This window comes from Stetteria hydrogenophila (assembly GCF_054657575.1).
On the sequence record NZ_BAAHYL010000002.1, the window covers coordinates 308,676 to 321,723 of the forward strand.

The 13,048-nt window shown below is 59.2% G+C and carries 14 protein-coding genes; 7 read left to right on the forward strand and 7 right to left on the reverse strand.

Annotated elements, in window-relative coordinates; genetic code table 11:
* The first annotated feature begins 130 nt into the window (after positions 1-130).
* Both ACYQ3J_RS05040 and ACYQ3J_RS05045 read left to right on the forward strand, forming a co-directional pair.
* Complete coding sequence (locus ACYQ3J_RS05040) at positions 131-1,279, forward strand: ABC transporter permease (RefSeq protein WP_460125478.1); 1,149 nt, start codon at positions 131-133, stop codon at positions 1,277-1,279.
* A 13-nt stretch (positions 1,280-1,292) separates the two neighbouring features.
* Positions 1,293-3,137 (forward strand): ABC transporter permease, encoded by a 1,845-nt coding sequence (locus tag ACYQ3J_RS05045; protein ID WP_460125480.1) that lies wholly within the window; start codon positions 1,293-1,295, stop codon positions 3,135-3,137.
* On the opposite strand, the gene ACYQ3J_RS05050 is transcribed toward ACYQ3J_RS05045, so the two are convergent.
* From ACYQ3J_RS05050 to ACYQ3J_RS05060, 3 genes are all read right to left on the reverse strand, one after another.
* The gene (locus tag ACYQ3J_RS05050) at positions 3,127-3,738 is read right to left on the reverse strand and encodes a hypothetical protein (protein WP_460125482.1); all 612 of its coding nucleotides are present in this window, start codon (positions 3,736-3,738) and stop codon (positions 3,127-3,129) included. The two genes, ACYQ3J_RS05045 and ACYQ3J_RS05050, sit on opposite strands and share 11 nt — an antisense overlap.
* A 104-nt stretch (positions 3,739-3,842) precedes the next feature.
* The gene (locus tag ACYQ3J_RS05055; protein WP_460125484.1) at positions 3,843-5,597 is read right to left on the reverse strand and encodes a M28 family peptidase; all 1,755 of its coding nucleotides are present in this window, start codon (positions 5,595-5,597) and stop codon (positions 3,843-3,845) included.
* The gene (locus tag ACYQ3J_RS05060) at positions 5,581-5,895 is read right to left on the reverse strand and encodes a hypothetical protein (RefSeq protein ID WP_460125486.1); all 315 of its coding nucleotides are present in this window, start codon (positions 5,893-5,895) and stop codon (positions 5,581-5,583) included. Before ACYQ3J_RS05060 ends, ACYQ3J_RS05055 begins: the two co-directional genes overlap by 17 nt.
* Before the next feature lie 104 nt (positions 5,896-5,999).
* Between ACYQ3J_RS05060 and ACYQ3J_RS05065 the strand changes: the two genes are divergently transcribed.
* Positions 6,000-6,827, forward strand: coding sequence for a triphosphoribosyl-dephospho-CoA synthase (locus ACYQ3J_RS05065; RefSeq protein ID WP_460125488.1), 828 nt, complete (start codon positions 6,000-6,002; stop codon positions 6,825-6,827).
* On the opposite strand, the gene ACYQ3J_RS05070 is transcribed toward ACYQ3J_RS05065, so the two are convergent.
* A complete protein-coding gene (locus ACYQ3J_RS05070) occupies positions 6,797-7,906 on the reverse strand; it encodes a restriction endonuclease (RefSeq protein WP_460125490.1) in 1,110 nt (369 codons plus the stop codon). The genes ACYQ3J_RS05065 and ACYQ3J_RS05070 overlap by 31 nt on opposite strands.
* Positions 7,907-8,115: 209 nt before the next feature.
* On the opposite strand from ACYQ3J_RS05070, the gene ACYQ3J_RS05075 reads away from it, so the two are divergent.
* Both ACYQ3J_RS05075 and ACYQ3J_RS05080 read left to right on the forward strand, forming a co-directional pair.
* On the forward strand, positions 8,116-9,015 hold the full coding sequence (locus tag ACYQ3J_RS05075; protein ID WP_460125492.1) for an AbrB/MazE/SpoVT family DNA-binding domain-containing protein: 900 nt from the start codon (positions 8,116-8,118) through the stop codon (positions 9,013-9,015).
* A gap of 296 nt (positions 9,016-9,311) precedes the next feature.
* The gene (locus ACYQ3J_RS05080) at positions 9,312-9,656 is read left to right on the forward strand and encodes a hypothetical protein (protein ID WP_460125494.1); all 345 of its coding nucleotides are present in this window, start codon (positions 9,312-9,314) and stop codon (positions 9,654-9,656) included.
* On the opposite strand, the gene ACYQ3J_RS05085 is transcribed toward ACYQ3J_RS05080, so the two are convergent.
* The 3 genes from ACYQ3J_RS05085 to ACYQ3J_RS05095 all read right to left on the reverse strand — a co-directional run bounded on the left by ACYQ3J_RS05085 (position 9,593) and on the right by ACYQ3J_RS05095 (position 11,880).
* A complete protein-coding gene (locus tag ACYQ3J_RS05085) occupies positions 9,593-10,138 on the reverse strand; it encodes a hypothetical protein (protein WP_460125496.1) in 546 nt (181 codons plus the stop codon). The genes ACYQ3J_RS05080 and ACYQ3J_RS05085 overlap by 64 nt on opposite strands.
* A gap of 161 nt (positions 10,139-10,299) precedes the next feature.
* Positions 10,300-11,364: a zinc metalloprotease HtpX gene (locus tag ACYQ3J_RS05090; RefSeq protein ID WP_460125498.1), complete on the reverse strand. Its 1,065-nt coding sequence runs from the start codon at positions 11,362-11,364 to the stop codon at positions 10,300-10,302.
* 165 nt (positions 11,365-11,529) lie between these two features.
* Positions 11,530-11,880 (reverse strand): 6-carboxytetrahydropterin synthase, encoded by a 351-nt coding sequence (locus tag ACYQ3J_RS05095; RefSeq protein WP_460125500.1) that lies wholly within the window; start codon positions 11,878-11,880, stop codon positions 11,530-11,532.
* 247 nt (positions 11,881-12,127) lie between these two features.
* On the opposite strand from ACYQ3J_RS05095, the gene ACYQ3J_RS05100 reads away from it, so the two are divergent.
* Both ACYQ3J_RS05100 and ACYQ3J_RS05105 read left to right on the forward strand, forming a co-directional pair.
* Positions 12,128-12,451, forward strand: a complete 324-nt coding sequence (locus tag ACYQ3J_RS05100; protein ID WP_460125502.1) for a DUF167 domain-containing protein — start codon at positions 12,128-12,130, stop codon at positions 12,449-12,451.
* Entirely contained in the window at positions 12,445-12,834 is a 390-nt protein-coding gene (locus ACYQ3J_RS05105) for a nascent polypeptide-associated complex protein (RefSeq protein WP_460125504.1), read from the forward strand. The genes ACYQ3J_RS05100 and ACYQ3J_RS05105 overlap by 7 nt, the downstream gene beginning before the upstream one ends.
* Positions 12,835-13,048 lie beyond the last annotated feature (214 nt).

The window sequence follows — 13,048 nt, forward strand, 5'->3', positions numbered from 1 at the left end:
AGCGCCCCCTCCCCTTTCCCCTTTCTTATCACCTCCCGGCGGGTGTAGCTGTTTGCCTGCTAGGATTTGCGTATGACTAGTATTACTTAAAGCCCTGCCGTGACGCAGGCGGTAGGCGAGGGTGGACTCGGTGGCTTCGCTGGGGAGGCTCGTCGTTGTAAAGCTGACAAACGCTGTTGTAACGCTTTTCGTCGCGTTATTCCTTATATCGCTGATATTCTCGGTGTTCGCGCAGAGCACTCTCAAGAGCAGGGCCGACGAGGAGGCAATGATGGCTTGCAGGCAGATGGAGAGGTTATACACTAACCCCGAGGAGTACGAGGAGGCTTGCCAGGCGCTCCGGGAGCAGCTATATGCAAGATACGGTCTTTACGATTCCGTCCTGGAGAGGACTATTAAGCTTATGAAGATGAATCTGAAGATGGATTTTGGCAAGGCTCGCGAGAGGTATCTCGGCGGCACGTATGATATAAAGGAGCAGCTAATCATAGCGCTTAAGAACACTATCATACTCTTCACGACGGCCCAGGTCATAGTATCAATAATAGGGATCCTCTTGGGCTTCGCCATGGCTAGGAGGCCGGGGAGCCTGCTTGACAGGAGCCTCTCCCTCATAGCAATGATTACTTACAGCTTGCCCATGTGGTGGGTGGGCTTACTGATGATACTCATCTTCTCCTTCTACATCCCAATTTTCCCGGCTGAGGCTAAGGAGGTGTACAGCGCCGCTGCCCAGGTTCGCAGCCAGTTCCTCAACTCCTTCCCCTACGCTAGCATGTCCGGCCTCTCGGGCTTGGAAATAGTTAAGGCGGCGCTCCACAATATGAAGACGAGCATCACCATGACGCTGAGCGTCGTGAGGGTCTGGATGTACTACATGGCCCTTCCACTAATGACTGTTGTCCTCGTAGCCTTCGGCGGGTGGGCCTACATTGCGAGGAACCTAGTCATTTCAACGCTTCAGGAGGACTTCGTCATAACAGCCCGCGCCAAGGGGCTCCCGGAGAGGAGAGTGCTCTACGGCCACGTGCTCCGAACAGCCAGCCCGCCCATCGTCACGTACCTAGCCCTAGGCCTCGTGGGTAGCTTCGGTGGAGCTATAATAACCGAGACCGTGTTCGGGTGGCCCGGCATGGGCCTGCTCTACTGGCAGGCAATACAGGGGAGCGACACGGCGCTCGTCGTAGCCATCACTTACGTCAGCGTGCTACTATTCGTCACAGTCATTCTAATACTGGACTTCCTCTACGTCCTGCTTGATCCAAGGGTGAGGCTCTAGGTGGTGTAGGGTGGTGGCGCTCGCGGGTGCCAGGACCTGGCGGGAGCTGGCGCGCTCGGTGAGGAGGTTCTTCAGCGAGTACAAGCGCTCCAAGATAGGCATGACAGGGCTGATACTGCTGCTGCTCTTCGTAGCAGCCGTCGTGGCGTACCCAGTTATCGGGGAGCCGGAGATCGTGAATAACTGGCTGCGGAACCCCCAGTACTTCGACGGAGTCTACCCCAAGAGAGTGCCGCCCTGCTGGGTTTCAAAGTTTACCGGGAAGTCCTATAGCACGCGTCAAGTGGTGAATGGTGACGAGTTAATCCAAGCCGAGGAGTGGGGCTCTGCTAAAGTTCTGGATCCAGTGACGGGTGAGGCTAGGGAGGTGCCGAAGTACACGTATAGGGTTGAGTTCGAATTCATTGTTGACGGAGACGTGCCGCCCAGAGAGGTGACGCTTGAGTTTGATAGGATAGCCTACAACGTCACCCTGTACGCCCCCAACCTTGACCCCTACAGGTCTCTGGTTAGGAGCTTCCTCAGCACAGGCTACGACTTAAACACGGTGGCTCTAATGCTCTGCCCCGAGAAAGCCGGCGGGCAAGTGACCGTAGACGAGATCGCCTATTGCCTCTACCTTAAGGATTTGGAGGAGAAGCTTAGAGAGAACTTGACCCTAAGTGATTTAGTGAAGGCGGGCTTGATGAAAAGGATGCCTCTAAACGTGACGAAACTCTACGTTTACAGGCCCGACGGCCTCGTCTTGAAGTTTATAACTCCCCAGCGCCCTGTCTCCATACTGGAAGCGTTCGGCACCAACCCGTTTAGCTACAACCTAACCCGTGGCGGCACCGCCGGCCAGGGGGCTGGAGGCGCCGGCACGACGGGCGTGAAGAGGGTTAAACTCGTAGAGGGGCTGCTCTCGAGGAAGATAACAGTCACTGTTAACGGTGAACCGGTCTCAAAGCTTATAGCCAGCGGCGCCGTGGAGGAGCTCTTCAACGTTACAATAACGGATGCCTCCCAGATCGACTTGCGGTCGCTGGTGTTCGGCGAGAACCTCACGGCGGTAGTGCTCGAGAAAAAGGCTAACGTGCCGGCGCTTAAGGGTAAGTACAGGCTTGTGCTGGAGATAAGCGGTGCCAACGTTACGGAGGCGAGCTTCCACGTTAGCAGGGCGATCTCCACCGGCGCCTGCTACGGCCTCCTGGGCACTGATAACATGGGCAGGGATATCTGGCAGGGAGTCCTCTATGGAGTAAGGTGGGCCCTGATAATAGGCCTCTTAACCAGCGTGATCTCAGTGTTCCTGGGGGCAGTCTACGGCGTCATAAGCGGGTACTATGGCGGGCTCGTAGACGAGGTAATGCTGAGGATCGCCCAGATAATCTACTCGCTGCCGGTGCTCCCCCTGCTTATCCTGCTAAGCTACGTGATTAAGCCGAGCATCTGGACCCTGATACTAATCCTAGTGCTATTCTCGTGGCCGGGGGTGGCTTTCGTCACGCGGAGCATGGCGCTCCAGATAAAGGAGTCCGTCTACGTCGAGGCGGCTAGGGCCCTCGGCGCCAGCGACCGCAGGATAATCATGCTGTACGTGTTCCCGCAGATACTGCCATACCTCTTCGCCAGCATAGCCCTCAGCGTGCCGGGCGCCATACTGGCCGAGGCGGGCCTAAGCTTCCTTGGGCTAGGGGATCCCTACACGCTCACGTGGGGCAAGATACTCTACGACGCCCAGAACGCCTCGGCTGTCCTAAACGGCATGTGGTGGTGGGTCGTCCCGCCGGGCCTAGCCATAGCCCTCGTTGGCATGACGTTCGTGTTCATTGGAAACGCTATAGATGCAATACTGAACCCGAAGCTCAAGAGGTAGCGCCTAGGAGCCTGAGGATAGCCCCCCTAGCCTCCTCGCTTTCGGCTAGGATCACGGTAAGCCTCCTCTCCAGGCCCCCGGTTTCGGGGTTCACCACGCGAAATCTTCCACTGCCAGCTTCAGCCCGGTAGACTCTCCACACCAGCCTAGACCCTAGTATCCTCCACGACCCCGGCGCCGTGCCGCCGAACGCGTCGAGGCACAAGCTGTAGGCGAGCCTATACTCCAAGCCGGGAAACACGGCCTCCCCCAGCGGCTCGCGGGGGAGGAAGAGGCCCGCGATGATGCTTAGCAGGGAGCGGCGCGTCTCAGAGCCCCCTCCCCGGGCCGCTAGCTCTTCGAGTCTCTCCATGGACCGGGCTATGTGGGTAATCACGCCTTCAGGGCCCAGGAGGGGCTGGGCGGCGGGAACCCCCTCCGGGGGAGAGGCGAGGCCGCCCCTGGGGGGCTCAAGGAGCAGGCAGACGTGGTGGGGCTTAGCCTTGGTGATCAGGTGGGCCTCGGCGTCAATGGTTTTCTCCACTCCCCGGCCTAGGGAGAGGCGGAGCCTGTAGAAGGGGAGAGCGAAGCCGCCGCGCAGTCGGGGGTCAGCAAAGGCCACTTCAAACATCCCCCGAAGGGGTCTTCGATAGCTGGTATCACCATCCCCCAAGTAGCCGGGGGGTGTAGGGCCTTATTTCCCCTTCGAGCCGGAGGCGTGTCCCTCTAAGCGAGGTCCACGACGTCGGCTTCTTCGAGCAACTCAAGGGTTTTGGGCACTATTTTAGCGGCGCGCGTGCCGTGCTCGGCGGCGATCAATTCAAGAATGTAAGCGAGGCTCCTGCTGCCGTCCGCTAGCAGCTGCGGTTCGATGAGCGCTGCCGTGTAGAGGTCTAGGCTCGAAGCCTTCAGCCCCTCACCCTTCAAGGTCTCCTCTAGTTTAAGCGCCACGTCCAGGTTTAGGCCGGCTAAAACGCTTACAGTCATTAACGGGTACGACTTTAGCTTGGGGTAAGTATTCCTCATCCACTGTTCCCAGACATCGCTAGAGGCGCCCGCCTCTTCCACCCTGGAGGGCAGGCCCAGCGCCGTTTTGAGCGTGGTTAAGGCCAGCGCTAGAGCCACCCTGTCCCCTCGGAGTTCGTGCCTCTCCGCCAGCCTCAGCACGTAGTAGCTGGCGAACCTGTCGAGAGCCCCTGCGCCGAGGCCTCCCCCACCGCCGGCCTGGGCGGCTAGTATCGAGGCAAGGGCGGCGGCCGCCGCCTTCAGGTGCGTCTTGGAGATTCTATCGACGTCGTCGTAGTCGCTGTGATAATACTTATCGGGCCACTGGTTCAGCATGAAGGAGGAGGCGCCGGCGTGGAGGAATGGGACGTGGTCGCTGCCGGCGGTGAAGGGATTTAGCTCGAGTTCAACGCCTTCATTGTAGTAGGCTATCCTCGCGAGCGTGTAAGCCTCAGCCACGTCAGCGTTTATCATGGGCGCGGGAGGGGCGTGGAACCAGTTCCCGCCTACGTCCCCGTCTCTGCCGCCGACCATGTCCAGGTTCGCCGCGAAGCGCGGCCTGTTGCGCCGAAGCGCGACGAGTATGGAGCCCGTGAACTCCGGCAGTAGGTAGAGGGTCACGCTGCACGGGAGCCTCCCCGCCTCCGAGGCCTCGGCTAGGGCGAGCGCCGCCTCAATCAGGGCTGCGACCCCGCTCCCGTTATCGTTCGCCCCGGGCTCCGGGTGGCATGCGTGGGCGACCGCGGACGCCAGGCCCCCGCACTCCGGCCCATCCCGCCCCAGGACCGTGACCTCGAGTATGGGCACCCTGCTCTCCTCCGCCACGTCCGAGTCCACGAAGAGCCGGGCGATCCTCCCGTCGCCGTTGGCGGCTATGGAGTAGGGGATCGAGACGGCTGGGATCCCGTACTTCCTGATTAGACTCGCCGGCAGGAAGATGCCTGCGTACGGCGTCGCGCCCGGCGGCAGGTCCCTCCTATAGTAGGCGACCGCTGCGGCGCCCGCCTCCGCCGCCATCACGTAGGCCAGGGGGAGGCTTACCCCCGTGACGAGTGCAATTTTCCCCTTGGCTTTCTCGTACTCCCAGGGGTCGAGGGGGTTCCTTATGAGCCTCAACTCGGCCTCCAGCACGCCTTCAGAGGGGGGCGTGTGGGCCGCGGCGAGGGTGGGCGCGCTCTCCAGGTCAATCCTAGCACCGCCGGAGACCTCGAGCCAAGCCTGGTGGACGGTCCAGCCGGGGGGCGGCGGGTAGGAGTCTGGTAGGTGGGAGGTGCTCACCTCGACGAGGCTTGCCTCAACCGTTTCCGGCCCCCTCTCGTACACCTCGTACTCGAGCCACTCGAGAGCCTCCCGGAGCCCCCGCCCCAGCTGCACTCGGTTGAAGCTAGTGAACGCCTTCAGGATCCTGAACGCGCGCATCGGCTTAACGTGGCGCGCGTACTCCACGTAGTCGCGGTAGTTAGGCCTTGGCTTCATCCCGAGGCATCCTCCTTAGCCTCTCTAGGAGATCAATCGGGGCCTCAATATAGTGTTCACCGTCATCCTCGACTATCCTGAGGCCGAGCCTTTCGAGTTCCCGGGAGTACTTGTCGCTAGACACTATATCCTTTACTATATCCTCGAATAGCTCGTAGCCCGTGTTGCTCGGCAGGCTCTTGTATAGCCCCCTGAAGGCTATCTTCAAGCGCTTCTGGCCCGCGGCCACTGCTGTGGGGATCACTATGTCGCCCCTCCTCTTCAGGTACGCCTTTAACGTCTCCAGCAGAGCCTCCACAGGGTTCATCTCCCCGGGGCACCCGGGTAATGGTAGGGGATTACGGGCATGGAGAGTTATACGCCTGCATGTGGGGGGTTAGCGCCCTACTAGCCGGCCCGTTAGTGGAGCCCCTGCTCCACCCGAAGCCGGCAGCGGTCACGAGGCTCGTTGGCCATAGGGATAAGAGCGTCCTGGACTTCGCGGTCCACGCGGTTGCCCTAGCGCAGGGCATGATGGCTTCGTGCGCGTCGAGAGGCGACAGGGTGGCTGACGGGTTAAGGGTTTACAGGCTCATGCTCGACAGGCTGGGCATCCGGGGAAACGTGGCGGCAGGTACCGCATTCCTCATGATACCTCTAGCCGCCGCTCTGGGCGCGGCTGGGAAGAGTCTAAGCGCACGCGAGCTGGCGTCGCTAGCGTCGGAGATAGCGGCCTCCTCGGGGCCCCGGGCCACCCTGGAATACTATAGGCTGCTCGAGCGCTTGAGGCCATCCCACCTCAGGCGGTACAAGGGGCCTGTGCCGGCGGTTGGCGCCAGAGGACCCCTGCCCCCGCTGGTGGATGTGCTTAGGGCCTCCTCGTGGGATCTGGTGCACTCTGAAGTGCTAGGGGGCTACCGGAGAACGCTCTCCGTGGCCGAGAGGCTTGGATGCAGGCCTCTCAGGCCCGAGGAGCTCGAGGAGAGGGCGCTGGCCGAGATGCTAAGGCTCCTCGCGAGCCACGGAGACACGCTGATACGGGCTAAGTGGGGGTCCAGGGCGTACCTCCAGGCGAAGCTCGAGGCCCGGGAGGCGCTCTTGATCGCCGAGCGGCGCGGGGTGCGAGCCGCCGCCGAGTGGCTGGACGGCCTTTGGAGGCCCAGGGGCTGGAACCCGGGGGCGGTCCTCGACGTAATAGCCGCGGCGCTGGGCCTGCACTTCTACGCGTTGACGTCGAAGGCCGGCTTGTAGGAGAGGGGCTTCCTGAGCCAGCCGGTGAGGTACAGGAGCCTGTAGACAGGCCTGCGGGTCTCCTCGATGCGGAAAACGTAGACTGGGGCGTAGACTAGAACCTCGCGCTCAGCGTTGAAGCCGTAGAGCCCGCTTAGGAGGAGCCTCGAGGCGCCCGGCGAGAGCCTGGCCTTGACTATCTTGCAGCCCCTCGCCGGCACCTGCGCCCTCTTGGAGGCGAAGAGCGACGCGGCCCCCTCGAGGCTAGCCGGGCTGGGCCTGTCGTTCACAACCCTGACGACTAATGGCCTGCGTGAAACCCTCTCAGCTAGGCCCAGGCTCTCGAGCGTGGAGAGGAGCCTCTTCCACCTAGCCTCCCCGTAGAGCGCCGCCGCGTCGGAGGACTTCACCCTCCTACCCGCGAGCCTGGCGTAGAGCGGCAGGAGATCCGAGGGGATGAGCGCCGCCCTCCTGGCAGCCTCCACTAGGCCCTCCCTCGACTCCGCCACTGGGAGCCCGGATAGGGCGCTGGCCACAGCAGTCGCCCTCCTGTAGGTGTTCTCGCCAACCTTGAAGCTGCCCTCAAAGTAGTAGAATGGCAGGTACAAGCATTTGAAGCAGGCGATCCTCTCGGATTTGATGAATAAGAATACCCGTTTAAGCCTCTTCTCGGCGAAGCGGTAAGCCCTCTCCTCATCCAGGCCAGCCTCCAGGTACACCGCGTTACCTTGAAGCTTGGAGGCCTCGAGAATATCCAGCAAGCCGTTGAAATCTATGAGTTCAACGCCTAGAGTCTTCGCTAGCTTCACCGAGTTTTCCGTGAATCCGCTCGAGCTGACAACGACCGCCCCGGCGGCTCCGACGTCGCGCGCAACTTCATAGGCCTCTATCACCACCTCCTTTGGGACAGGCTTCTCCTGGTTCTTAACCTCGTAAATGACCAACCCGTCGCTGGTGTAGACTAGGAAGTCTACTTCGTGCAGCGAGCCAGAGCGGCCCCGTAGCCTAACGTTCCTCTCATACCTAAACCCTCTAAGCCTCAGCATTTCCTCGACTAAGTCCTCCATTCGCTTGCCCTTCCAAACCATGTAGGATACCATTTACCCTAACCCCGTGAGGCTCTCGGTAATGCCTCCAATTGCCCGGGTTTCAGTATTACCAGATAGGGATAGCCCAGCTGAAGAACGAGTTATGGCAAGGCTTGGAGGGGTTTAACCCATAATACCAATTTAACGCTGTTAAAGATTATAAAGCTGGTTGGGACTAGAAGTGTATTGCAGGAAGTGGGATCTCCCCGGGGTGGGGGTCGGTGCAGCAGACTGTAAGTCAGAGAAAGGTGCAGAAGCTGGGCAGCTCAAGCCTCATCATAACCATTCCAAAGGCTTGGGCCCACAGGATGAAGCTCAAGCCCGGCGATAATGTCGTAATTATTGATGACGGCGATTCTCTAAGAATAGCGCCTTCCAGCATAATAAAGAACGGCGCTTCTAACAAAACCCTTCGAATAAGCTACACTGCTCTAACTAGAACCGTCGACCCGGCGAAGATTATCCGCTGCGCCTACTACCAGGGGTATAAGAGGGTGGTCATCGAGTCCATTCATAGGTTTAGGAAGGAGATGGTAGAGAAGCTTGAGCATGTTAAGCGCGGACTGGATGATGTCATAAAGAATGTAAGCTTCGAAAACGGCGATGTCGTGATCGAGTTTAAGGATGATGCAACAAGCAATAAAGCGAGAGCGCTAAAGGAGGCTAACAGCGTAATTCAAAGCTTCCTAGACCTGGCCGACTTTAAGGTAAGACTCAATGCAAGCCTTAAGAAGGAAAATGCTGAAGGCAAGGCTAAGCTCCACGCCAGACTAGTGAGGTCCCTGGCCGGCGAGCCGCCGCGGACCAACGATGATGTAGCCACCCTAATCAATATAATGATCGAAATGGCGCTATCACTCCTCGAGTACACGCCGCCATCCAAGGACTCCGAGCTACCGGAAATTATCGGGAAACTAAAGCTGGCAGTCAGCGAGGCACTAGGCGGCCTGGCCTCTGAAAGCTTGAAGAGGGTTGCAAACGCGGCGGATATAGCTGACGCGATAATAGCTGTCATTAACAATAAGAAGGGTAAGGATGCATATTATGGGCTAATCTACGGCATGGCGATAGTGGTGAAGGAGTTCGCCCTAAAGGCTTTATGTAGGCTCTCAACTGATTAATGATGCTGAACCCTTAAGAGCACCCCTCTTTTATTTTACGAGACAACTTATTTCAAGGCTTTAGCCCGTCTTACACCGTTTTTAGCGTGCAGACCAGCCTCCCTTAAACAGAGGCCCCGGAGGGATGCCTAGATCGCCGGCGCCGAGGAGTCGTTCTGATGATGTGCAGGCTAGGCAGGCACCTCCGGGGCTTTAGCCCGCTCAACTGCGAAGTTGCTCGAAGTGTGTCGAGGGAATACTGGGGTAGCCTTATATTAATTAAAATATACTTTTAAAATCGAGTCTGGGGGCGCGTGTTGCACAAGGACTCCGGCGATGTGGCGGTTGCGCTGCTGGCTGAAGAGCTGGCTGAGTACTACAGGAGAATGGCTAGGAATCATAAGGCGCTCCACCATCATGCAATGCTGAGTGTAGCGGCTGAGATACTGGAGATACTAGCCCAGGAGGCTCTAACCGGTCGCGTGGCGAAGTCTACTATAGAGAGGTCGGAGATCATAGTTAGGTACCTAAGGAGAAACGGTCTACCCCACCACCGGCTTGAAAGCCTTGTTAAGCTGGTAAGAAAGCTTTACACATCCTACGGGGAACTATGCGAATACGGCGTCCCGCAGGTCGACGTGTCGAACACTATACTCTCATAGCCATCAATACTCCTGCCAGCCTCGACTTCGATTCTCAGAATGTTTCCCTTCAGCCTATACCTTCCTGGCCCCTCGTAGCTCGTGAACTTAACGCAGGGAGGCGCTATCCAGGTCACTGTGTAGTCATACTCGGCCACCGTGGGTTCGTAGAAGTTCTCGTAGACATTCCTGCCGCTGACTATATCGAAGTCCATCCGGGTGATGAACACTATGCTAGGCCTCGTTTTATCACCGCGTACCTCGATGAATGACTCCATGACTACGGGTCTCACCTGAGCCCCGTTTATTATGACTCTCTCTTCATCCATGAGCTTCTGCATGTTGGACCGGAGGTTTTCAAGTTCCTCTCTCAGCGCTCGGCTTCCGCTCTTGACTAGGCTGTGGTACTCGCCTTTTTCATCGTAGTAGTCGAATATTATGGTGTACCAGAGCCTGCCCTCCAGGGAGAGGTGGAAGAAGCCCTGGCCGTAGATGGGGATCAACGAGGCTGCACCAAGCATAGAGTAGGCGCTGACCTCAATAAAGGAGATAAAAACTCACGCCTGACCCGGTAAGCTGTGGCCGCAGACCCAAGTGGACCCCCGCGTGTCGGGGGTGAATGAAGCGGCCAGGTGATCCAGCCGCCTTTCCTTCCCCGCGGGCGTCACGGAAGCCTAGCGCTTAGCGCGTCTAGGAACTTGAGCCTCTTCGGCACCGGCGGGTGGGTGCTGAAGAGTTCCTCTAACGGGTCTGGCTCTACACGCTTTAGTTCCTCAACCAATTCGTCGATGTCTACGTAGAAGCCGCCCGAGAGCTCGATGAGGGGGGCGACTATGAAGAGCTGCAAGGCAAGGCTGTGCGATTGGAGTTCCTCGCGAACCTCCGGCCTGCCCCTTATAGCCAGGTGGATCCTCGCCAGCGCCCTCTGCAGCAGCCTGGGCTGCCCGGTTACTAGGGCGCTGTGCGCGTCCGCGTAGTACTCCCGTAGCCTGTTAAAGTGGGCGACTATGAACCTGAAGAGGATGCTCACTGTTATGAGGGCCACGCCCACGGCTAGGAGCACTAGGGGGCTTGACCTCTCCTCCCTCCTCCCCCCGCCGAGTAGCCCCGCCCACAGGAGGGACCTGCCCAGGAAGTAGACGGCGAGAGGTATCAGGCTTAGCGAGAGTATCCAGGCGACGTCTCTGTGCTTCAAGTGGCCCACTTCGTGGCCCAGTACCGCGATCACCTCCTCCCTGGGCAGCGATTCAAGCAGCCCCTGCGTTACGGCGACGTAGTTCCCAGCCAGGGGGCTCCCGTATGCGAAGGCGTTAGGCGCCCAAAGCGGGGCTATCCTGAGCCTGGGCGGCTTTACCCCGCTGCTCCTCGCAATCCTCTCCAGCTCGACTTGGAGGCCAACCTCGTAGCTCGTCCGAGGAGGCCTAGTCCTGTAGACGGCGTTAATCAAGTAGGGGGAGAAGAGCCACTGGAGGATCATAAGGATGGCCAGGAACACCGCAACTCCAGCCACAAGCGTTGACCCCGCGGCGTGGTAGCCGTAGTATGATGCGATGAACTCTGAAACTCCTACAATCAGGGCTAACCCGCCGAGGAACACTGCCAGCGCGGTGACAGCCATCGACGCTTTAAGGTGCCTTAGGCTCTTCGGGTGGCTCGATACGAACCGCGGAGCCCCCAGGGTTACGAGGCCCACCGCCGCCGACAGTGCAAGCGATTCTACCAGCAGCAACCACCAGTACGATAATATCCATGAGGCCGGGCCAAACACGAACAATGCCTTGAACCACCTCTCTCTGGAGCCGGGCGTCTTTAAAAGCGTGGAGCCTTGAAGGGCTTAAAAGGCTGAAGAGGCCCGAGTTTATGCTCGCCATCAGCCTGGATTTTCGGGTTTAAGCTATGGAATAAGCCTCACGGTACCCGAGGGAACCCTGGCTTCGACTAGACTCACCTCTAGACCCCTCCCTTTCACCTGCTCCTCCAGCTTTGAGTAGACGTGGTACACTAGATCTTCAAGCGAGGCCTCTTGGAGCTTGAGAGACTCGGCCAGGTCCGAGTAGTGGAGCCTGCTTAGTATTGATTCAAGCATGACTCTAAGCTCCTCGATGTCGAACAAGACCAGCCCGCTCCGGCTGCCCCTCAGGCAGGCAGTCACGTAGACATCGTGCCCGTGGACAGGGTACCCCTTACTCTTCAGCTTCAGCGTGACGTTGACCCAGGAAGAGGCGCATACCTCCCAGGTAGTCAACCTCTAGCGCCCCTCGCCCTGTAAAGCCTTAGAAGCGACACTAAAAGCCCGAGTGCCGACAGCGCGATTAGCGTGAGGTACCAGTACGCGTCGCACCCTGCCTCCAGCCGCATGTGGGGCCCACCCGTGGCTCTGGCCGTGGATGAAACGCCTCGCGGGGGCACACCCTAGCTTGTTACGCCTTTTCACCTCTGCAGCTTAAACTGTTTAAGCTTGAACACGGCGCGCGTGGAGTTGGGTGACGGACTTGCCTGTACCCGCTGAGACCCTTAGGAAGCTCTTAGAGGACTACGGTGACAGGGTGCGCTTCCCAGTCTACGTTAGACCCGAGTCGAACCGGACAGCACTCGTGCTGGAGGGGGACGAGCTCGTCTTCCTAACCGAGGAGCCACCAGTAGAGGGCCGCGCGAACGCTAGCCTGGTCAGGTTTCTGGCGAGGGCACTGGGGGTGAACAGGTCTCAGGTAGAAATCGTGCACGGGGCCAGGAGCAGGGCCAAGGTGGTTGAAATAAGAGGTCTAGACGCCGACGCTGTGAGTGAGCGTTTAGCCGAGGTTGTGGAGCCATGGTAGCCCTTCCACTGAACCCTAGGGACATCGAGAGAATCCTTAAGCGCATGGGGATAGCGATCGAAGAACTCGACGCGACAAGGGTTGCAATAGAACTGGTTGACGGTCGAACCCTTGAGGTCAGCGAGCCCCGCTCGGTCATGCTGCTGAAAGCCAAGGGCCAGCCACCAATGATTTACGTTATCGGGGAGCCACGGGAGGTTGAGGCTAAACGGGAAGAGGCCAGCGGAGGAGAGGCGTTCAGCGAGGAAGACGTTGAACTGGTAGCCGAGCAGGCCGGCGTTAGCAGGGAGGAGGCCAGGAAAGCCCTCGAGGAGGCAGGCGGGGATATAGCTAGAGCCATTCTAAGCCTCCAAGAGAAGAAGGGCGGCCAAGCCGGGGTTTAACCCGCACAGGCCCTAACGGGCCTACCAGGGCCCCTGGGGTGTACCTGCCCCGCTCCCGGGTAGCGTGTCCCCCTCCCCGGGTTGGGTGTCGTCCCCCACCAAACCCTCGTTGAGGGGGTACTCCTCTGCCCTTAGAGTCGCCGGGGCTCGGCTCTGCTTGGATCTCCACCTATCCAGGATTTTGGGTGTGGAAGTATAGTCGCGAGCCTTGGCC